At 71.6% G+C, this 20,810-nt stretch carries 16 protein-coding genes; 11 read left to right on the top strand and 5 right to left on the bottom strand.

Annotation, left to right across the window (positions count from 1 at the left end; genetic code table 11):
* The first annotated feature begins 61 nt into the window (after positions 1–61).
* Positions 62–916: a bifunctional DNA-formamidopyrimidine glycosylase/DNA-(apurinic or apyrimidinic site) lyase gene (gene mutM, locus OG408_RS28735; RefSeq protein ID WP_285565759.1), complete on the top strand. Its 855-nt coding sequence runs from the start codon at positions 62–64 to the stop codon at positions 914–916.
* A gap of 1 nt (position 917) precedes the next feature.
* Here mutM and OG408_RS28740 read toward each other — a convergent pair whose 3' ends face one another.
* The gene (locus OG408_RS28740; protein WP_285565757.1) at positions 918–1,358 is read right to left on the bottom strand and encodes a winged helix-turn-helix transcriptional regulator; all 441 of its coding nucleotides are present in this window, start codon (positions 1,356–1,358) and stop codon (positions 918–920) included.
* Between the two features lie 130 nt (positions 1,359–1,488).
* Positions 1,489–2,445 carry a CAP domain-containing protein gene (locus tag OG408_RS28745; RefSeq protein WP_285565756.1) on the bottom strand — a complete coding sequence of 319 codons (957 nt, stop codon included), beginning with the start codon at positions 2,443–2,445 and terminating at the stop codon, positions 1,489–1,491.
* A gap of 144 nt (positions 2,446–2,589) precedes the next feature.
* Here OG408_RS28745 and OG408_RS28750 point away from each other — a divergent pair, with 144 nt between their 5' ends.
* The 4 genes from OG408_RS28750 to OG408_RS28765 all read left to right on the top strand — a co-directional run bounded on the left by OG408_RS28750 (position 2,590) and on the right by OG408_RS28765 (position 9,291).
* Positions 2,590–2,871 (top strand): acylphosphatase, encoded by a 282-nt coding sequence (locus OG408_RS28750; protein WP_266783377.1) that lies wholly within the window; start codon positions 2,590–2,592, stop codon positions 2,869–2,871.
* 439 nt (positions 2,872–3,310) lie between these two features.
* Positions 3,311–3,523 (top strand): hypothetical protein, encoded by a 213-nt coding sequence (locus OG408_RS28755; protein WP_018551753.1) that lies wholly within the window; start codon positions 3,311–3,313, stop codon positions 3,521–3,523.
* 348 nt (positions 3,524–3,871) lie between these two features.
* Positions 3,872–7,663, top strand: a complete 3,792-nt coding sequence (locus OG408_RS28760) for an AAA family ATPase (protein WP_326672756.1) — start codon at positions 3,872–3,874, stop codon at positions 7,661–7,663.
* Between the two features lie 209 nt (positions 7,664–7,872).
* Positions 7,873–9,291, top strand: a complete 1,419-nt coding sequence (locus OG408_RS28765) for a sugar porter family MFS transporter (RefSeq protein WP_266783381.1) — start codon at positions 7,873–7,875, stop codon at positions 9,289–9,291.
* A gap of 73 nt (positions 9,292–9,364) precedes the next feature.
* Here the strand turns inward: OG408_RS28765 and OG408_RS28770 are convergent, their stop codons facing one another.
* Positions 9,365–10,330: an LLM class flavin-dependent oxidoreductase gene (locus OG408_RS28770; RefSeq protein WP_266783383.1), complete on the bottom strand. Its 966-nt coding sequence runs from the start codon at positions 10,328–10,330 to the stop codon at positions 9,365–9,367.
* A gap of 63 nt (positions 10,331–10,393) precedes the next feature.
* Positions 10,394–11,785, bottom strand: a complete 1,392-nt coding sequence (locus tag OG408_RS28775) for a purine-cytosine permease family protein (RefSeq protein WP_285565742.1) — start codon at positions 11,783–11,785, stop codon at positions 10,394–10,396.
* A gap of 139 nt (positions 11,786–11,924) precedes the next feature.
* Between OG408_RS28775 and OG408_RS28780 the strand changes: the two genes are divergently transcribed.
* Positions 11,925–12,209 (top strand): hypothetical protein, encoded by a 285-nt coding sequence (locus OG408_RS28780; RefSeq protein ID WP_285565739.1) that lies wholly within the window; start codon positions 11,925–11,927, stop codon positions 12,207–12,209.
* An 84-nt stretch (positions 12,210–12,293) separates the two neighbouring features.
* The gene (ftsY, locus tag OG408_RS28785; RefSeq protein ID WP_266783388.1) at positions 12,294–13,505 is read left to right on the top strand and encodes a signal recognition particle-docking protein FtsY; all 1,212 of its coding nucleotides are present in this window, start codon (positions 12,294–12,296) and stop codon (positions 13,503–13,505) included.
* An 84-nt stretch (positions 13,506–13,589) separates the two neighbouring features.
* Here the strand turns inward: ftsY and OG408_RS28790 are convergent, their stop codons facing one another.
* Positions 13,590–14,249, bottom strand: a complete 660-nt coding sequence (locus OG408_RS28790) for a bifunctional DNA primase/polymerase (RefSeq protein ID WP_266783390.1) — start codon at positions 14,247–14,249, stop codon at positions 13,590–13,592.
* Positions 14,250–14,670: 421 nt separating this feature from the next.
* Here OG408_RS28790 and nsdA point away from each other — a divergent pair, with 421 nt between their 5' ends.
* The 4 genes from nsdA to OG408_RS28810 all read left to right on the top strand — a co-directional run bounded on the left by nsdA (position 14,671) and on the right by OG408_RS28810 (position 20,727).
* Entirely contained in the window at positions 14,671–16,146 is a 1,476-nt protein-coding gene (nsdA, locus tag OG408_RS28795; RefSeq protein WP_326672761.1) for a transcriptional repressor NsdA, read from the top strand.
* A gap of 408 nt (positions 16,147–16,554) precedes the next feature.
* Positions 16,555–17,907 carry an ammonium transporter gene (locus OG408_RS28800; RefSeq protein ID WP_266783394.1) on the top strand — a complete coding sequence of 451 codons (1,353 nt, stop codon included), beginning with the start codon at positions 16,555–16,557 and terminating at the stop codon, positions 17,905–17,907.
* Positions 17,904–18,242 (top strand): P-II family nitrogen regulator, encoded by a 339-nt coding sequence (locus OG408_RS28805; protein WP_136330688.1) that lies wholly within the window; start codon positions 17,904–17,906, stop codon positions 18,240–18,242. The genes OG408_RS28800 and OG408_RS28805 overlap by 4 nt, the downstream gene beginning before the upstream one ends.
* Positions 18,243–18,273: 31 nt before the next feature.
* On the top strand, positions 18,274–20,727 hold the full coding sequence (locus tag OG408_RS28810) for a [protein-PII] uridylyltransferase (RefSeq protein ID WP_266783398.1): 2,454 nt from the start codon (positions 18,274–18,276) through the stop codon (positions 20,725–20,727).
* The last annotated feature ends 83 nt before the right edge of the window (positions 20,728–20,810 follow it).

Genomic DNA, 20,810 nt, shown 5'->3' on the forward strand with positions numbered 1-20,810 from the left:
CGGGGGGTTTTCCCTGTCCGGAACCGCCATCACATCCAGATCCAGATCCAGGAGCGACACCGTGCCCGAGCTGCCCGAGGTCGAAGTCGTCCGGCGCGGTCTCGAACGCTGGGTCACCGGGCGCACGGTCGGCGAGGTCGAGGTCCTGCATCCGCGGGCGGTCCGCCGGCACCTCGCGGGCGGTGCGGACTTCGCTGCCCGGCTTGGCGGCGTCCGCCTGGGCACGGCGATGCGCCGCGGCAAGTACCTGTGGGTGCCGCTCGACGAGGAGGCCACCTCGCTCCTGGGCCACCTCGGGATGAGCGGCCAGCTCCTCGTACAGCCCGAGGACGCACCCGACGAGAAGCACCTGCGGATCAGGATCCGGTTCGACGACTCCACCGGCACCGAGCTGCGCTTCGTCGACCAGCGCACCTTCGGCGGCCTCTCCCTCCACGAGAACACCGCCGAGGGACTGCCCGACACCATCGCGCACATCGCCCGCGACCCACTGGACCCGGCCTTCGACGACGCGGTGTTCCACACCGCGCTGCGCCTGCGCCGTACGACGGTCAAGCGCGCCCTGCTCGACCAGTCCCTGATCAGCGGCGTCGGCAACATCTACGCGGACGAGGCGCTCTGGCGGGCGAAACTGCACTACGACCGTCCGACCGCGACCCTGACCCGCCCCAAGTCGGCCGAGCTGCTCGGCCATGTCCGCGACGTCATGAACGCGGCGCTGGCGCAGGGCGGCACGAGCTTCGACAGTCTCTACGTGAACGTCAACGGCGAGTCCGGCTACTTCGACCGCTCGCTCGACGCCTACGGGCGCGAGGACGAGCCGTGCCACCGCTGCGGTACGCCGATGCGGCGCCGCGCCTGGATGAACCGGTCCAGCTATTTCTGCCCGCGCTGCCAGCGCCCGCCCCGCGTCTGACTCAGACCCCGCGGACCGCGTGGGACTCGTCGTAACGCCCCCGGGCCACCAGGACCTCGGACATCCGGCCCTCGACGAGGTGGATCAGACCGAGCAGCTGTTCGGCGACCTGCCGCCCGAGGGGTGTGAGTTCGTAGTCGACGCGCGGCGGATTGGTCGGCTGGGCCTCGCGGTGCACCAGTCCGTCCCGCTCCAGCGCGTGCAGCGTCTGCGAGAGCATCTTCTCGCTCACCCCGTCGACCCGGCGGCGCAGCGCGTTGAACCGGAGGCTCTCCTCGTACAGGGCGCCGAGTGTCAGGCTGCCCCAGCGGCCGGTGACGTGTTCCAGGGTGCCGCGCGAGGGGCACTGCTTGGAGAACACGTCGAAGGGCAGGTCGCCGTTCGGACAGCCGCCGTCCGCAGCGTTGCCGTCGAGGTGTCCATTGCCGCCGGTCTCGTCCATGAAAACCAGCGTACGCCCGCACAGCGCCCTCCACGGGATTGCGCAATCCGTGAGTGAGCGTGTGGGGCGTACGGGGATGGAGCGGGTGGTGATGCGGGACGGGCGGGGCTCAGCAGGAGCCCCGTGGACCTCAGAAGCCGAAGTCCTGGGTCCACCAGGGGCCGCCGGCCCCGAGGTGGACACCCACGCCGAGCGTCTTGTAGTCGCAGTTGAGAATGTTTGCTCGGTGGCCTTCGCTGTTCATCCAGGCCTCCATCACGGCCTCGGCGTCGGCCTGGCCGCGGGCGATGTTCTCCCCGCCGAGTCCGGAGACACCGGCCGCGGCGGCACGGTCCCACGGGGACTTCCCGTCCGGGTCCGTGTGGTCGAAGAACCCGCGGGCCGCCATGTCGTCGCTGAAGTTCTGGGCGAGCGATGTCAGCGAGGAGCTGGTCGTGACCGGGCTGCAGCCGACCTTGGCGCGCTCCTGGTTGACCAGGGCGAGCACGGCGGCCTGGGTCGAGGCGGGCGCGGCCGGCGCGGTGGACTTGCGGGCGGCCGGGGCAGAGGCCGAGGCCTTGGTGGAGGCCGGGCTCGACGTCTTCACCGGGGCCGAGGAGCTCTTCGTGGCCTCCGCCGTCGGTGCCTTGGCGGAGGCGGACGGCTTCGTCCGCTCCTTCGCGGGGCTCTTCGACGGCGCGGAGGTCTTCGACGGGGACGCCGACGCGGAAGGGGAACCGGCCTTGGGGGAGTGCGACTTCGTGGGCGCCTTCGCGCGCTCGGTACCCCGGCTGGCCTGGGCCGACGCGGATGCGCGGTCGGGCGGCGGGGTGGTGGAACCGCCCTGCGTCAGCAGGTCCGGGGCCGCCTCCGAGCGCACCTGGTCGGCGGCCGGACCGCCGCCCACGTTGTAGTTGTCGCCGCCGGGCAGCAGACCGGAGGCGACGGCGACGGCGCCGACGGCCATGGCGGCGGAGACGCCGAGCAGTCCCGTGCGTACCGGTATGCGCGACCGCTTCCTGCGGCGCGAACCCTGGTCCCGGCCGTCGGTCCCCTCCGCGTACGGTTCAGCGGCGGGAGCTGCGGCGGAGCGTCGATGGCGTCCCATCTGCTGTGCCCTTCTGACGATCTGGACGCCGTTGTCGGCGCACCTTTGCTCACCCGATCGAGTGAAGCTATTGCGAGGGGACTGTACGCCATCGCGAATCGGCGAGAAGTGCTCAGAGAGCAATTGGCCGGTTAGCGTTCGGGCATGAACGAAGATGTGCGACTCACCGCTTGGGTACGCGGCCGAGTACAGCAAGTAGGGTTCCGCTGGTTCACCAGGGCAAACGCTTTGGAGATCGGTGGTCTCACCGGATTCGCCCTCAATCTCGACGACGGCCGGGTGCAGGTCGTGGCCGAGGGGCGGCGTGACAATTGCCACCGTCTGCTGGATTGGCTGCGTTCGGACGACACACCCGGCCGCGTTGACGGCGTCACTGAGATCTGGGACACGCCGCGAGGCGGATATGAGGGATTCGCGATCCGCTGATCCGGCTCCCGGGCGGGGTGGAAACACAGCCCGTGTTCGGAATGTGTTCGAGGCGCGGCGCGGGGTGACGGCGAGGGGTGCGGTCATGCCTACACATGAAATGACCTGCGGAGGGACCCGGCGGTTGCCAAGATTCGGTTGCCATGCCAGGCTGCGGCAGTAAGGATGATCTCCGTGCCCCTGAGGGCCCCGCTGGAGAGTCGCGCCGCATGATCGTCAAGCCGCGCGCCCCCGGGACGCCCGCCTCTACAGGGTGTGATCGTGTTGACCGTCAAACTTTTTGGTGAGACGCTGAAAACCCCGCGCACCTTAGCTGTTCGGCAGAGCTGTTTGGCAGCAGAACAGCAGTGAACACAGAGCACTGCCGAGCACCGCGGGTGCGATTCCCTCACGACCCACACCGCATCGGTCGGTCACTCAGTGTGGAGGACCATCCATCATGGCAAAGGCGCTTCTCGGTTACGTCGGCGGTTCCGACCCGCGACTCCTCGCCGAGATGCGACGGCTTCAGCAGCGCGTCCAGGATCTTGAGTCCGAGCTCGTACGGATTCAGGACGAGAACGACGCGCTCAACGCCGCCGCCCAGCACCAAGAGTCGCTGCTCGACAGCATCGACATCGACGTACCTCAGGCGGAGCCGGCGCTGACCTGACCGATGGCCCCATGGGGCCGGTCGGGCTGCACGCGTCAGCCGCACGGGATCATCGCCGGATCGTCACCGGATCATTGAAGATCAATTCACTCTTGGTCTGCTTCTCCATCTGCCTTGTCACTGATCCGGCACGCGCGCCTTCATGGAGGCCGCGGATCCGCAGACACAGCACCGCACACGTTTTGTCGGCATGCCACAAGATTTGCAGGGGACGCTTCGGCGTCCCTTCTTTCTTTTCCCCTCCGGCCTGCGCAGGTCCCGCCCCGGACATGCACCCCTTCCCTTACCGTCTGATGTGCCCTGCACCTTCATCAGCGAAACCGAGAGCGAAAGGTAGAGTCCGGCGGCGTGCACCTCAAGGCCCTGACCCTGCGTGGTTTCAAATCGTTCGCCTCCGCCACGACCCTGCGGTTCGAACCCGGGATCACCTGCGTGGTCGGTCCCAATGGATCGGGCAAGTCCAATGTGGTGGACGCGCTCTCCTGGGTCATGGGGGAGCAGGGCGCCAAATCCCTGCGCGGCGGCAAGATGGAGGACGTCATCTTCGCCGGTACGACCGGGCGTCCGCCGCTCGGCCGGGCGGAGGTGTCGCTGACCATCGACAATTCCGACGGTGCACTGCCCATCGAGTACGCCGAAGTGACGATCACTCGGATCATGTTCCGCAACGGCGGCAGCGAATACCAGATCAATGGTGACACCTGCCGGCTGCTGGACATCCAGGAACTCCTCTCGGACTCCGGTATCGGCCGGGAGATGCACGTCATCGTCGGCCAGGGCCAGCTGGATTCCGTGCTCCACGCGGACCCGATGGGGCGCCGCGCCTTCATCGAGGAGGCCGCGGGCGTCCTCAAGCACCGCAAGCGCAAGGAGAAGGCGCTGCGGAAGCTGGACGCGATGGGGGCCAATCTGGCCCGGGTGCAGGACCTCACCGACGAACTGCGGCGGCAGCTGAAACCGCTCGGCCGGCAGGCGGCCGTGGCCCGCCGCGCCGCTGTCATCCAGGCCGACCTGCGTGACGCCCGGCTGCGGCTCCTGGCCGACGACCTGGTCCGGCTGCACACCGCGCTGCGGGGCGAGATCGCGGACGAGGCGGCCCTGAAGCAGCGCCGCGAGGCGGCCGAGACGGAACTGAAGGCGGCCCTGGCCCGCGAGGCCGAACTGGAGGACGAGGTACGACGGCTGACCCCGAGGCTCCAGCGGGCCCAGCAGACCTGGTACGAGCTGTCGCAGCTGGCCGAACGGGTGCGCGGCACCATCTCGCTGGCCGACGCCCGGGTGAAGAGCGCCACCGCGCCCGCCGAGGAGGAGCGGCGCGGGCGCGACCCCGAGGACATGGAGCGCGAGGCGGCCCGGATCCGCGAGCAGGAGGCGGAGCTGACCGCCGCGCTGGAGGCGGCGGAGCACGCACTGGAGGACACCGCGTCCCACCGGTCCGAACTGGAGCGGGAGTTGGTGGCCGAGGAGCGCCGGCTCAAGGACGCGGCCCGGGCCCTGGCGGACCGCCGCGAAGGGCTCGCCCGGCTGAACGGCCAGGTCAACGCGGCCCGCAGCCGGGCCGGTTCGGCGCAGTCGGAGATCGACCGGCTGGCCGCATCGCGCGACGAGGCCCAGGAGCGGGCGGTCGCGGCCCAGGAGGAGTACGAGCAGCTGAAGGCCGAGGTCGACGGCCTGGACGCCGACGACACGGAGCTCGGCGAGCGGCACGAGGCCGCACGGCGCGAGCTGAAGGAGGCGGAGGGGGCGCTGTCCGCGGCCCGGGAGGACGCCACCACCGCCGAACGCGAGCGCGCGGCGGTCGCGGCCCGTCATGACGCACTGGCCCTCGGGCTGCGCCGGAAGGACGGGACCGGGGCGCTGCTCGGCGCCCGGGACCAGCTCGCGGGCCTGCTCGGGCCGGCCGCCGAACTGCTCACGGTGGCCCCGGGTCACGAGATCGCGGTGGCGGCCGCACTGGGTGCGGCGGCGGACGCGGTGGCGGTGACGGACCCGGCCACGGCCGCCGAGGCGATCCGGCTGCTGCGCAAGCAGGACGCGGGACGAGCGGCGCTGCTCCTCGGCGGCCGGCGCGGGGGCGCCGGCCCCGCGGGGCCGGATGCGCGGGGCCACGTACCCGGGCAGGGCCCGGAGGCACAGCCCGCGCCAGGGGCCGGTGTCGCACACCTGCCCGGACAGAGCACGGAGCCCGCGCACGACGGCACGGGCCCGGAGCCGGCCGTATCCCTCGCGGGTCAGCGGCCCGCCGGGACCGGAGCAGGAACCGGCCCCGCCGGGACCGGGGCCGAGAGCGCCGGGCACCCGGCAGCCCTGGCGCTCGCCGGCGGCCGGAGGGTGCCCGCCGTCGCCGATCTCGTCAGCGGTCCCGTCGAACTGATGGCCGCCGTCCGCAGGCTGGTCCGGGACATGGTGGTCGTCGGGACACTGGAGGACGCCGAGGACCTGGTCGCCGCCCACCCGGAGCTGACCGCCGTCACCGGCGAGGGCGACGTCCTGTCGGCGCACTTCGCGCACGGGGGTTCCGCGGGGGCGCCCAGCCTCCTCGAAGTCCAGGCGTCCGTGGACGAGGCGGCGGCCGAACTGGCCGAGCTGGCCGTGCGGTGCACGGAGCTGGCCGGCACCCAGCGGCTCGCGGCGGAGCGGCGCGGGAGCTGCGCCGCGCTCGTCGAGGAGCTGGGGGAGCGCCGCCGGGCCGCCGAGCGGGAGAAGTCCGGGGTGGCCCAGCAGCTCGGCCGGCTGGCCGGGCAGGCCCGCGGCGCCGCGGGCGAGGCCGAGCGGATGGCCGCGTCCGCCGCCCGCGCCCAGGAGGCGCTGGAGCGCGCGACCCAGGAGGCCGAGGAGCTGGCCGAGCGGCTGCTGGTGGCCGAGGAGGCGTCGGAGGACGGCGCGGACGAGGAACCGGACACCGCCGTGCGCGACCGGCTCGCCGCCGACGGGGCCAACGCCCGCCAGACCGAGATGGAGGCCCGGCTCCAGGTCCGTACCCACGAGGAACGCGTCAAGGCGCTCGCCGGCCGCGCCGACTCCCTCGACCGGGGCGCCCGCGCCGAGCGCGAGGCCCGCGCCCGTGTCGAGCAGCGCCGCGCCCGGCTGCGTCACGAGGCCGCGGTGGCCTCGGCCGTCGCGTCCGGCGCCCGTCAGCTGCTGGCCCACGTCGAGGTGTCCGTCGTACGGGCACAGGAGGAGCGGGCCGCGGCCGAGGCGTCGAAGGCCGAGCGCGAGCGGGAGCTGGCGGCCGAGCGCCACCAGGGCCGGGAACTCAAGGGCGAGCTCGACAAGCTGACGGACTCGGTCCACCGGGGCGAGGTGCTCGGTGCCGAGAAGCGGCTGCGCATAGAGCAGCTGGAGGCGAAGGCGCTGGAGGAGCTCGGCGTGGAGCCGGCCGGGCTGGCCGCGGAGTACGGACCCGACCAGCTCGTGCCGCCGTCGCCCGCGGCGGAGGGCGAGGAGCTGCCGGAGGATCCGGAGCATCCGCGCAACCAGCCGAAGCCGTTCGTCCGGGCCGAGCAGGAGAAGCGGCTGAAGTCGGCCGAACGGGCGTATCAGCAACTCGGGAAGGTGAATCCGCTCGCTCTTGAGGAGTTCTCCGCGCTGGAGGAGCGGCACAAGTTCCTCTCCGAACAGCTGGAGGACCTGAAGAAGACCCGGGCCGATCTGATGCAGGTCATCAAGGAGGTCGACGAGCGGGTCGAGCAGGTCTTCACCGAGGCGTACCGGGACACGGCGCGGGAGTTCGAGGGCGTCTTCTCGCGCCTCTTCCCGGGCGGCGAGGGACGGCTGATCCTGACCGATCCGGACAACATGCTGGCGACCGGCGTCGACGTCGAGGCCAGGCCGCCGGGCAAGAAGGTCAAGCGGCTCTCCCTGCTGTCGGGCGGCGAAAGGTCGCTCACGGCCGTGGCGTTGCTGGTGTCGATCTTCAAGGCCAGGCCGAGTCCGTTCTATGTGATGGACGAGGTCGAGGCGGCTCTCGACGACACCAATCTGCAGCGGCTGATCCGGATCATGGAGGAGCTCCAGGAGAGCTCGCAGCTCATCGTGATCACGCACCAGAAGCGGACGATGGAGGTCGCCGACGCGCTCTACGGCGTCTCGATGCAGGGCGACGGAGTCTCCAAGGTCATCAGTCAGCGGCTGCGCTGAGCCTTTACCCAATCTTCAAAGCTTCAACGCACCTTTTGGGTGTTCCTGGGTAGATGTCAGACCGGACCCCGAGATTGACTTCATAACTTGAACGCATAGTCTCTGCAACGTCGTTTTTACCTTCAAGTGGTGGCAGAGATGAAGTTGTGCGCCACTGAGAAGAGCTCGCCCCCCACGCCTGACGTTGCGGCCAGGCCCGAGGAGTTCACGTGACCAGCACATCGCAGGGACCAGAGTCCGGAGCCCGAGGGGCCCATCCGGACCATCTCGGCCATGTCATCTTCATCACCGCTGCAGCCGCGATGGGTGGCTTCCTCTTCGGCTACGACAGCTCCGTCATCAACGGTGCCGTCGAAGCCATCCGCGACCGGTACGACATCGGGTCCGGAACCCTCGCCCAGGTCATCGCCATCGCCCTGATCGGCTGTGCGATCGGCGCCGCCACGGCCGGCCGGATCGCCGACCGCATCGGCCGCATCCGCTGCATGCAGATCTCCTCGGTCCTCTTCACCGTCAGCGCCGTGGGCTCCGCGCTCCCGTTCGCGCTCTGGGACCTGGCGATGTGGCGCATCATCGGCGGCTTCGCCATCGGCATGGCGTCGGTGATCGGCCCGGCCTACATCGCCGAGGTCTCCCCGCCCGCCTACCGGGGCCGTCTCGGCTCCTTCCAGCAGGCGGCGATCGTCATCGGCATCGCCATCTCCCAGCTGGTCAACTACGGCATCCTGCAGATCGCCGACGGCGACCAGCGCGGCAAGATCGGCGGGCTCGAGGCCTGGCAGTGGATGCTCGGGGTGATGGTCCTGCCCGCGATCCTGTACGGGCTCCTCTCGTTCGCGATCCCCGAGTCGCCGCGGTTCCTGATCTCGGTCGGCAAGAAGGACCGGGCCCGGAAGATCCTCGAAGAGGTCGAGGGCAAGGGCGTCGACCTCGACGCCCGGGTCACCGAGATCGAGACCGCGATGCACCGCGAGCACAAGTCGACCTTCAAGGACCTGCTCGGCAGCCGCTTCGGCTTCCTGCCCATCGTCTGGGTCGGTATCGGCCTGTCGGTCTTCCAGCAGCTCGTCGGCATCAACGTGGCGTTCTACTACTCGGCGACGCTCTGGCAGTCCGTCGGCATCGACCCGACCGACTCGTTCTTCTACTCGTTCACGACCTCGATCATCAACATCATCGGTACGGTCATCGCGATGGTCCTGGTCGACCGGGTGGGCCGCCGCCCGCTGGCCCTCGTCGGCTCCTGCGGTATGGCCGTCGCCCTCGCCTTCGAGGCATGGGCCTTCTCCGCCGACCTGGTCGACGGCAAGCTCCCCAACACCCAGGGCGTGGTCGCCCTCGTCGCGGCCCACGTCTTCGTGCTCTTCTTCGCCCTCTCGTGGGGCGTCGTGGTCTGGGTCTTCCTCGGCGAGATGTTCCCGAACCGGATCCGCGCCGCCGCACTCGGCGTCGCCGCGTCCGCGCAGTGGATCGCCAACTGGGCGATCACCGCGAGCTTCCCGAGCCTCGCCGACTGGAACCTGTCGGGCACGTACATCATCTACGCCTGCTTCGCCACGCTCTCGATCCCCTTCGTCATCAAGTTCGTGAAGGAGACCAAGGGCAAGGCGCTGGAGGAGATGGGCTGACCCCCGCTGCCCCGCTCTCCTCGACGTCGTACGGCCCCGGCCCGCATCCGCGAACCGGGGCCGTACGCGCGTCTCACCCCCCGGTCGCCCCGCAGAACAACCGCAGGCTGCGCCACCCCTCCTCGACCGGCATCCCGCCGCACAGCGGGTGCAGCACCAGGCTGTCCAGCTCCCCGGCGAGGCCCGCGCACGCCTCCGGGGTGACGATCCGGTAGACGCCCTCGTCCCGCAGTTCCGCCACCGTCGTCGCCGCCGAGCGGACGGCCGAGCGGATGTCCTTGGACTGCCAGGAGGCGTACGTACGCGCCTCGTGCAGGAAGTGCTCCCCGTGCTCCGCCCACGTCCGGTCCGGGTCCTCGGACACGTGCAGCAACGGCGTCTCGGCCGACGGCATCATGCAGAACCCCTCCGTGCCGTGCACCGCGCGCTGCTCGTGGTAGTACGCCTCCAGCTCCGGCAGATGCGCGCTCGGGAACAGCGGCAGCCCCAGCCGGGCCGCCCGCCGCGCCGCCGCCCGTGAGCTGCCGCCCACCAGCATCAGCGGATGCGGCCGGGTGAACGGCCGGGGGGTGACCGTGACCGTCCGGCCGCGGAACTCGAACGGCTCCCCGGTCCACGCCTTCAGCAGCGTCTCCAGCAGTTCGTCCTGGAGCCGTCCGCGCCTGCCCCATTCGACGCCCGCCCGTTCGTACTCCTCCGGCCGGTAGCCGATCCCCGCGACCGTCACCAGCCGGCCCGCGCTCAGCAGATCGAGCACCGCGATGTCCTCGGCCAGCCGCAGCGGATCGTGCAGCGGCCCGATGACCGCGGAGACCGTGACCGCGATCCGGCGGGTGGCCCCGAAGACGGCCCCCGCGAAGGTGAAGGGGGACGGCAGCCAGGAGTTGACGGCCCCGTGGTGCTCCTCGGTCTGCACGGTGTCGACGCCGTGCTCGTCCGCGTACGCGGCCATGTCCAGCGCCGCTCGGTAGCGGGCCGAGAGGGAGTCCGGCGTGGCTGCCGGATCGACGAGGTTGAACCGGACGACGGTGAAGGCCATGACGCTGTCCCCCTGGGTCCTGTCTGGCGGGCTGGGCGAGGCCGGACCTTAGCTGACGCAGCGTCAGAAGTGTAGGGATGCGGACCGCCGCCGTGCCCCGTGCCGCGGCAGCACCGCGTACAGGCCGCCGGAGACCACGACCGTCGCGGCCCAGCCGAGCCCGTTGCGCCCGGTCCAGGTCGTGGCGAGCGGGCCGGTGAACCACTCCACGGCGGTGAACAGCAGCCCCACCACCAGACCCGTGGCCCACGCCGCCACGGCGCTCCACGCGAATCCGCCGCGGTACCAGTACGCACTGGTCGCGGTGGTGTCCATCAGTGCCGCCGGGTCGTAGTCGCGGCCCCGCAGCAGATCCACGGCGAAGACGCCGATCCACGCCGAGAACGTCACCGCGAGCAGATTGAGAAAGGAGATGAACGAATCGATGAAACTGTTCGCCACCAGCATCAGCAGTGATCCCAGGAAGAGGCTGATCGCGGCATTCACCCCGACGGCCCAGGTGCGCGGGACCGTGAATCCCAGGGTCTGCGCGGTGAATCCGGCCGAATACATCGACATCGCGTTGATCAGCACCATGCCGAGCACGGCGACGGCCAGATAAGGAACGGAGATCCAGTCGGGCAGCAGTTCGCCGATGAACGAGACCGGATCACGGGTGACGGCGAGCCCCGGCGTACCCACCGCCATCACGGCCCCCATCAGCACCATCGGCACGATCACCAGCCCCGCGCCGCCCACGGTCGCCGCCACCATCGCCCGGCCCGACGCGGTGCGCGGCAGATAGCGGGTGAAGTCCGGCCCCGTGGGTGCCCAGCTGATGCCGCCGGCCGCCAGGGTGCCGATCCCGGCGATCATCAGCGACGTCGGCCCGGCCGGCCGGTCCAGCACCGCCCGCCACGCCGTCGTCCCGGCCAGGTGCACCAGGACCAGGACGCTGAACCCCCCGAAGAGGTACGCCGACCAGGTGCAGCACAGCCGCAGGGCCCGGGCGCCCAGGCCCGACAGCAGGAAGCTGCCCGAGACGAAGGCGAACAGGGTCACCACGATCAGGGCCGAGGTGCTGCGCACCCCGAAGAGCAGGCCGAGCACGGCCAGCAGGGCGTACGACCCGGTGACCGCGTTCACCGTCTCCCACCCCCAGCGGGCCACCCAGATCAGCGCCCCGGGCGCCAGGTTGCCCCGCTGGCCGAACACGGCGCGGGACAGGGCCATGCCGGGGGCGCCGCCGTCGCGGCCCGCGACCGAGATCAGTCCGACCATCCCGAACGAGACGGCCGGTGCCACGGCCGCGACGACCAGCACCTGCCAGAAACCCAGCCGGTCGAAGACGACGAGTCCCGCGCCGATCGTCAGCAGCAGCACCGTCATGTTGGCCGCGACCCAGGTCGGAAAGAGGGACCGGACCCGGCCGGTGCGCTCGCTGTCGGGCACGGGCTCAAGCCCACGGGTCTCCACGACCTGGATCGTACCTTTCCCGGCATACGGGGCGTAACGACCGGCGGAATTCGGAGGCGCCACCGACCCCCGACTGCCACACTGACCGGGCTCCGGGCGGTGGACGCCGGCCGGACCGGACGCGGAGGACGCCGTGGAGATGACCCTCGCCCGTGTGGTGCAGACCTGCTACGGGTGCCCCTCCCAGTGGGACGCCTGGACGACCGACGGCCAGTACCTGTACCTGCGCTACCGGCACGGCAACGGCTCGGTCGAGCGCCAGGAGGGCCCGGACACCGACACCTGGCTCGACCACCCGGACCAGATCGTGACGGAATGGGACGACGACACCCTGCTCGGTGAGATCGAGCTCGACGACTTCCTCGCCCGGGCCGGGCTGCGGCTGGCCCCGGGGGCCGAGGTCGTCCGGGGCTGGGTGTCCTGACGCCACCCGTCGGGCGCGCACGCAGCCCGCTGCGGCCCGCGCATTCGCCGATTGCCGTCGCACGTGACTGATACTGGGTGGGTTATGGAATTCGTCATCCTTGCTGTAGTCATCGCCCTGGTCGCGGTCGGCGTGATCAGCGGGCTCGTGGTCAGCAGCCGCAAGAAGAAGCAGCTGCCCCCGGCACCGTCGAGCACGCCGACCCTCACTCCTCCCGCCGAGCCCCATGTCGGCGAGGAGGCCGAGACGCCGCGCGACGCATCGCGCCGCACCATCGAGGAGGTCGGCCTTCCGCCCGCCGGGGAGGCCGCCGGGCAGGCCCCGGAGACCGTCGAGCCGGAGGCGCCCGCCGCCCCCGCGCTGGACGTCCCCGAGCCCACCGCCGGCCGTCTGGTCCGGCTGCGGGCCCGGCTCGCCCGCTCGCAGAACTCCCTCGGCAAGGGGCTGCTCACGCTCCTGTCCCGGGACAACCTCGACGAGGACACCTGGGAGGAGATCGAGGACACCCTCCTCACCGCCGACGTCGGCGTCGCCCCCACCCAGGAGCTGGTCGAACGGCTCCGGGAGCGCGTCCGCGTCCTCGGTACCCGTACCCCCGAGGACCTCCGCGCGCTGCTGCGCGAGGAACTCCTCACCCTGCTCGGCACCGACTTCGACCGTGCGGTCAAGACCGAGAGCGGCGTCGACACCCCCGGCGTCGTGATGGTCGTCGGCGTCAACGGCACCGGCAAGACCACCACCACGGGCAAGCTGGCCCGGGTGCTCGTGGCCGACGGCCGCAGCGTCGTGCTCGGCGCGGCCGACACCTTCCGCGCCGCCGCCGCCGACCAGCTCCAGACCTGGGGCGAGCGCGTCGGTGCCCGCACCGTGCGCGGACCCGAGGGCGGCGACCCGGCGTCGATCGCCTTCGACGCCGTGAAGGAGGGCATCGCCGAGGGCGCCGACGTCGTCCTCATCGACACGGCGGGCCGGCTGCACACCAAGACCGGGCTGATGGACGAGCTCGGCAAGGTCAAGCGGGTCGTCGAGAAGCACGGACCGCTCGACGAGATCCTGCTCGTCCTCGACGCCACCACCGGGCAGAACGGCCTGGTGCAGGCCCGGGTGTTCGCCGAGGTCGTCGACATCACCGGCATCGTCCTCACCAAGCTCGACGGCACCGCCAAGGGCGGCATCGTCATCGCCGTCCAGCGCGAGCTGGGCGTACCGGTGAAGCTGATCGGGCTCGGCGAGGGGCCGGACGATCTGGCTCCGTTCGAGCCGGAGGCGTTCGTGGACGCCCTGATCGGGGACTGAACCCCCGCAGCCACGGCGAGGAGCCCGGACGCACCCACGGTGTGTCCGGGCTCCTCGCCGTTTCGGGGGGTGTCCGCGGGACGCTCAGCCGCAGAGGGCCAGCCGGTGGCAGACGTACGCCAGCGTGCCCAGCAGCAGACGCGCCTCGGGGGGTGCCGCCGCGGTGTCCAGCGCCGGCGGCAGCAGCCAGCGGACCGGGCCGAGACCGCCCTGGTCCGAGGGCGGTGCGGTGATGTGGCAGCCGGCGCCGAAGGCCCGCAGGTCCAGGTCCGCGTCGTCCCAGCCCATCCGGTAGAGCAGCCGGGGGAGTTCGGCGGCCGCGCCCGGCGCGACGAAGAACTGCGCCCGGCCGGCCGGGGTCACCGCCACCGGGCCCAGCGGCAGCCCCATCCGTTCCATCCGCACCAGCGCCCGGCGTCCGGCCGGCTCGGCGACGTCGAGCACGTCGAAGCTGCGGCCCACCGGCAGCAGCATCGAGGCGCCCGGCACCTCGGACCACGCGCGCGCCGCCGTGTCGAGCGTCGCCCCGGCGGGCACCTCCCGCGCGAAATCCAGCGGATGAGCCCCGGGGGAGGGGCAGCGGGTGTCCCCGCACGAGCAGCGGCCGTCCGCGGCGCGCGCTCCCGGCGCCACCGCCCAGCCCCACAGTCCCGTGTACTCGGCCACCGCGGTGCCCTCGGCCGCACGGCCGCGGCGCCGTGAGCCGGATCGCATCTCACGGATGCCGCCGATCGTGAAGCCCATGCCCCCTCCAACGGGTCCAACTCGCCGGTGGTTACGAAACGGAGCGCTCCCGTGACGCTCCGTCGTTCCTTGCGGTCGGGGCGGGTGCGGGCGTGCCCCGGGGTGTGCGCGCCCTTCCGCGCGCCCCTGAATGCATCCCTGCGCCTACCGCTGATCGCTGTCTGTCAAGTGAATCGCGCCCGGCCGTGGTGGCGTTCATTCGAAGGGGTGGCGAATGGTGGCGTTTCCGCAATCGCCCTCGCCGGACGGGTGATCGTAGGATTACCGTCGGTACACGAACCATGGGAGTATGTGCGCTCGTGGGTATGCCGGAGGCAACCCGATTTTCTGTTCGATGGTGCGCAACGTGCATACGGACGGGGTCGGTTCACGGCATTCTTGTGGTTCGCGCGACGGTATTCGGCGGGATGGGGGCGTTCCAGTGAGTGGCAGCGGCGCAGGCGATACGCATGCCGGTAAGCGCCCCAACGGGCAATTGGGATCCTGGTTCGTGCGCAGCGGCTGGTCGAAGGGCGAGCTGGCCCGCCAGGTGAACCGCAGAGCGCGCCAGATGGGTGCCCACCACATCAGCACCGACACCTCCCGGGTGCGGCGCTGGCTGGACGGCGAGCAGCCGCGCGAACCGATCCCGCGCATCCTGTCCGAGCTGTTCTCGGAGCGCTTCGGCTCCGTCGTCGCCGTCGAGGACCTGGGGCTGCGCGCCGCCCACCAGGCGCCCTCCGTGGCCGGCGTCGACCTGCCCTGGGCCGGACCGCAGACGGTCGCCCTGCTCAGCGAGTTCTCCCGCAGCGACCTGATGCTCGCCCGCCGCGGATTCCTCGGCAGCTCGCTCGCCCTCGCCGCCGGACCCGCCCTCATCGAACCCATGCAGCGCTGGCTGGTGCCCGTCGCCTCCGCCGGGCCGGTGGAGCCGGAGTCGGACGCCGCCGACCGCCGCCCCTCCCGGCTCTCCGGCCCCGAGCTCGACCTGCTGGAGTCCACCACCGCGATGTTCCGCCAGTGGGACGCCCAGTGCGGCGGCGGACTGCGCCGCAAGGCCGTCGTCGGCCAGCTCCACGAGGTCACCGACCTGCTCCAGGAGCCGCAGCCGGCCGCCACCGCCAAGCGGCTGTTCCGCTGCGCGGCCGAACTGGCCGAGCTGGCGGGCTGGATGAGTTACGACGTAGGCCTCCAGCCCACCGCTCAGAAGTACTTCGTCCTCGCCCTGCACGCCTCCAAGGAGGCCGGTGACAAACCGCTCGGCTCGTACGTGCTGTCCAGCATGAGCCGGCAGATGATCCACCTCGGCCGCCCCGACGACGCGCTCGAACTGATCCACCTCGCGCAGTACGGCAGCCGCGACTGCGCCACCCCGCGGACCCAGGCCATGCTGTATGCGATGGAGGCCCGCGCCTACGCCAACATGGGCCAGCCCAGCAAGTGCAAGCGGGCGGTCAGGATGGCCGAGGACACCTTCCTCGACGCGGGTCTCGACGGCGAGCCCGAGCCCGACTGGATCCGCTTCTTCTCCGAGGCCGAGCTCAACGGCGAGAACTCCCACTCCTACCGCGACCTGGCCTACGTGGCCGGCCGCAGCCCCACCTACGCCTCCCTCGCCGAACCCGTCATGCAGAAGGCGGTCGAGCTCTTCGGCGACGACGACGAGCACCAGCGCTCGTACGCGCTCAACCTCATCGGCCTCGCCACCGTGCACCTCCTCAAGCGCGAGCCCGAGCAGTCCACCGTGCTGGCCGAGAAGGCCCTGCGCGTCGCCAAGAAGGTCCGCTCCGAGCGCGTCAACACCCGGCTCCGCAAGACCGTCGACACCGCGGCCAGGGACTTCGGGGACATCCCCGAGGTGGCCCGGCTCACCGATCTCCTCACCGAGCAGCTGCCCGAGACCGCCGAAGCGGTCTAGAGCCCCGTCCGGCGGAAAACCGCCGGTCAGGGCGCTTGACGGCACCCTCTGCCCCGGCCACGACGGCCACCCCGCACGGACCGACTTCGGCTCCCCCGATTGCCAGGTCAGCGGGTGGTCGCCGTGGCCGGTTCGTGTGGTCGTTCCCCTGCCCGTGCGTCGCAACCGCACCGTATGCGGCTCCGGCCGCAGAGTAGGCCCGAGCGCGGGTACGGCACGGGCGGTTCATGGGGACGTAACACGGCAGTCCTCTTAGTCACTGTGGCGAAACATCGTGTGGCATCGGCGGAAACGGCGCTGGGCGAATCTCATGGCGCATAACGGCCCGCACCTTTTCCCCAGTGGTCCCGCACGTGGTTGTACCCCCACTCGCCCGCACGCGGCCGCACCGACGACGAGGAGACGCCGATGCCCCCAGGCATCACGACGCTTGCAGCAGACGCCCCGACGCTGTCTGCCGCCAACACCGGGTTCATGCTCATCTGCTCGGCCCTGGTGATGCTCATGACCCCGGCCCTGGCCTTCTTCTACGGAGGCATGGTCCGCGTCAAGAGCACCCTCAACATGCTGATGATGAGCTTCATCAGCCTCGGGATCGTCACGATCCTGTGGGTGCTCTACGGATTCAGCCTCGCCTTCGGCACCGACGCCGGCTCGATCATCGGATGGAGCCAGGACTTCGTCGGCCTCAGCGGGATCGGCGTCACCGAACTCTGGGACGGCTACACCATCCCGGTGTACGTCTTCGCCGTGTTCCAGCTGATGTTCGCCGTGCTCACCCCGGCCCTGATAAGCGGTGCGCTCGCCGACCGGGTCAAGTTCACCTCGTGGGCGCTCTTCATCACCCTCTGGGTCACCGTCGTCTACTTCCCGGTCGCGCACTGGGTCTGGGGCGCGGGCGGCTGGCTCTTCGAGCTGGGCGTCATCGACTTCGCCGGCGGTACGGCCGTCCACATCAACGCGGGTGCCGCGGCCCTCGGCGTGATCCTCGTCATCGGCAAGCGCGTCGGCTTCAAGAAGGACCCGATGCGGCCGCACAGCCTGCCGCTCGTCATGCTCGGCGCCGGTCTCCTCTGGTTCGGCTGGTTCGGCTTCAACGCCGGCTCGTGGCTCGGCAACGACGACGGCGTCGGCGCGGTCATGTTCGTCAACACGCAGGTCGCCACCGCCGCCGCGATGCTCGCCTGGCTCGGCTACGAGAAGCTCCGCCACGGCTCCTTCACCACCCTCGGTGCCGCCTCCGGCGCCGTCGCAGGACTCGTCGCCATCACCCCGGCCGGCGGTGCGGTCAGTCCGCTCGGAGCCATCGCCGTCGGTGCCATCGCCGGTGTGCTGTGCGCCATGGCCGTCGGCCTCAAGTACAAGTTCGGCTATGACGACTCCCTGGACGTCGTCGGCGTCCACCTCGTCGGCGGTGTCGTCGGATCCCTCCTCATCGGCTTCTTCGCCACCGGCGGTGTCCAGTCCGACGCCAAGGGCCTCTTCTACGGCGGCGGACTCGACCAGCTCGGCAAGCAGGCCGTCGGTGTCTTCGCCGTCCTCGCGTACTCTCTGGTCGTCTCCGCGATCCTCGCCTTCCTGGTCGACAGGACGATCGGGATGCGGGTCGAGGAGGACGACGAGGTCTCCGGTATCGACCAGGTCGAGCACGCCGAGACGGCGTACGACTTCAGCGGCGCCGGCGGCGGTTCGACCGCCCGCTCCACGGCCCCCGGGCCCGGCACCACGGCAGCCCCGACGAACAAGAAGGTGGACGCATGAAGCTCATCACCGCAGTCGTGAAGCCCCACCGGCTTGACGAGATCAAGGAGGCCCTCCAGGCCTTCGGCGTCCAGGGCCTCACGGTCACGGAAGCCAGCGGCTACGGGCGTCAGCGCGGCCACACCGAGGTCTACCGGGGCGCCGAGTACACCGTCGACCTCGTCCCGAAGATCCGCATCGAGGTACTCGTCGAGGACGAGGACTCCGAACAGCTCATCGATGTCGTGGTCAAGGCCGCCCGGACCGGCAAGATCGGTGACGGCAAGGTCTGGAGCGTCCCGGTCGAGACCGCGATCCGGGTACGCACCGGGGAACGCGGCCCTGACGCACTCTGACCGACTGTTCCGCACACGGAAAGGCAGCTGGGTGACGAGCACCGAAGTGACCACCGAATCCGAGGAATCGGGACCCAGCGGCTACGCGGCGGCCCGGCTGCGCCTTCTCCAGGAGAAGGCGCAGTCCGGGCCGCCGCGCCGTGCGGCCCTCGCCGCCCTCACCGACGAGTGGCTGACCGCCCTCTTCGCCGCGGCGGCCGAACACGCGGGGGTCCGCGGCGCCGCACTCGTCGCCGTCGGCGGCTACGGCCGCGGCGAACTCTCCCCGCGCAGCGACCTCGACCTCCTGCTCCTGCACGACGGCAGCGCCGACGCCGGAGCGGTGGCCGCACTCGCCGACCGCATCTGGTACCCCGTCTGGGACCTGGGCCTCGCCCTGGACCACTCCGTACGCACCCCGGCCGAAGCCCGCAAGACGGCCGGCGAGGACCTCAAGGTCCAGCTCGGCCTGCTCGACGCCCGGCCCGTCGCCGGGGACCTCGGCCTCGTCGCCTCGCTGCGCACCGCGATCCTCGCCGACTGGCGCAACCAGGCCCCCAAGCGGCTGCCCGCACTCGACGAGCTCTGCCGCGAACGGGCCGAGCGCCAGGGCGAGCTCCAGTTCCTCCTGGAACCCGACCTCAAGGAGGCCCGCGGCGGACTGCGCGACGCCACCGCGCTGCGGGCCGTCGCCGCCTCCTGGGTCGCCGACGCCCCCCGCGAGGGACTCGCCGAGGCCCGCCGCGTCCTCCTCGACGCCCGCGACGCCCTGCACCTCACCACCGGCCGCGCCACCGACCGCCTCGCCCTCCAGGAACAGGACCAGGTCGCCACCGCCCTCGGCCTGCTGGACGCCGACGCGCTGCTGCGCCAGGTCTACGAGGCCGCCCGCACCGTCTCGTACGCCACCGACGTCACCTGGCGCGAGGTCAACCGGGTGCTGCGGGCCCGCTCGGTCCGCCCCCGGCTGCGCGCCATGCTGGGCGGCGGCAGGCCCCCCGCCACCGACCGGACCCCGCTCGCCGACGGCGTCGTCGAGGCCGACGGCGAGGTCGTGCTCGCCCGCACCGCCCGCCCGGAACGCGACCCGGTCCTCGTCCTGCGCGCCGCCGCGGCGGCCGCCCAGTCCGAACTCCCGCTCTCCCGGCACGTCGTACGCCACCTCGCGACCTCCGCCAAACCGCTGCCGGTGCCCTGGCCGTCCGAGGCCCGGGAGGAACTCGTCACCCTCCTCGGTGCGGGCGAGGCCACCGTCCCCGTCTGGGAGGCACTGGAGGCCGAAGGGCTGATCACCCGGCTGCTGCCCGACTGGGAACGCGTCCACTGCCGGCCCCAGCGCAACCCCGTCCACACCTGGACCGTCGACCGGCACCTCGTCGAGGCGGCCGTCCGCGCCTCCACCCTCACCCGCCGCGTCGGCCGCCCCGACCTCCTGCTCGTCGCCGCGCTGCTGCACGACATCGGCAAGGGCTGGCCCGGCGACCACTCCGTCGCCGGTGAGGTCATCGCCCGCGACATGGCCGCCCGGATCGGCTTCGACCAGCACGACGTGGGCGTCATCGCCACCCTCGTACGCCACCACCTGCTGCTCATCGAGACCGCCACCCGCCGCGACCTCGACGACCCGGCGACCGTCCGCTCCGTCGCCACCTCGGTCGGCACCGCCTCCACGCTGGAACTCCTGCACGCCCTCACCGAGGCCGACGCCCTCGCCACCGGGCCCGCCGCCTGGTCCACCTGGCGCGCCTCTCTCGTCACCGACCTGGTCAAGCGGGTCGCGGCGCTCCTGGCCGGCGAGGCACCCGAGGAGCCCGAGGAGGCGGCGCCCAGCGCCGAGCAGGAACGCCTGGCCGTCGAGGCCCTGCGCACCGGCGAACCGGTCCTCGCCCTGCACCCCCAGACGGAGACCCCGGTCGAGGAGGGCGCCACCGAGCCCGTCGGCGTCGAACTCCTCATCGCCCTCCCCGACCGGCCCGGGGTGCTCCCGGCCGCCGCCGGGGTGCTGGCCCTGCACCGGCTCACCGTCCGTGCCGCCGACCTGCGGGCCGTGGAGCTCCCCACCGAGCTGGGCGAGCGGGCCGACCTGCTGCTGCTCAGCTGGCGGGTCGCCGCGGAGTACGGCTCCCTGCCCCAGGCCGCCCGGCTGCGCGCCGACCTCGTCCGGGCGCTCGACGGATCCCTGGACATCCGGGCCCGTCTCGCCGAGCGCGAGGCCGCCTATCCGCGCCGCCGCGGGGTGAAGGCCCCGCCGCCGAGGGTGACGGTCGCCGCGGCCGGCTCCCAGCTGGCCACGGTGATCGAGGTACGCGCCCAGGACGCCCCGGGGCTGCTGCACCGGATCGGCCGGGCGCTGGAACAGAGCGCGGTACGGGTCCGCAGCGCGCATGTGTCGACGCTGGGGGCGAACGCGGTGGACGCCTTCTACGTCACCGACGCGGACGGCGAGCCACTGCCCGCCGAGCGGGCGGCCGAGCTGGCCCGGGAGGTCGAGAAGGCGCTCGGCTGAGCCGTGCGGCCACGCGAAAAGGCCCTCGTCCGTCACGTATACCGGGCGAGGGCTTTGCGTTCCCCGGCGTCCGGATACCCTGG

The sequence above is a fragment of the Streptomyces sp. NBC_01257 genome (assembly GCF_035917255.1).
In the GTDB taxonomy this organism is placed as follows: domain Bacteria; phylum Actinomycetota; class Actinomycetes; order Streptomycetales; family Streptomycetaceae; genus Streptomyces.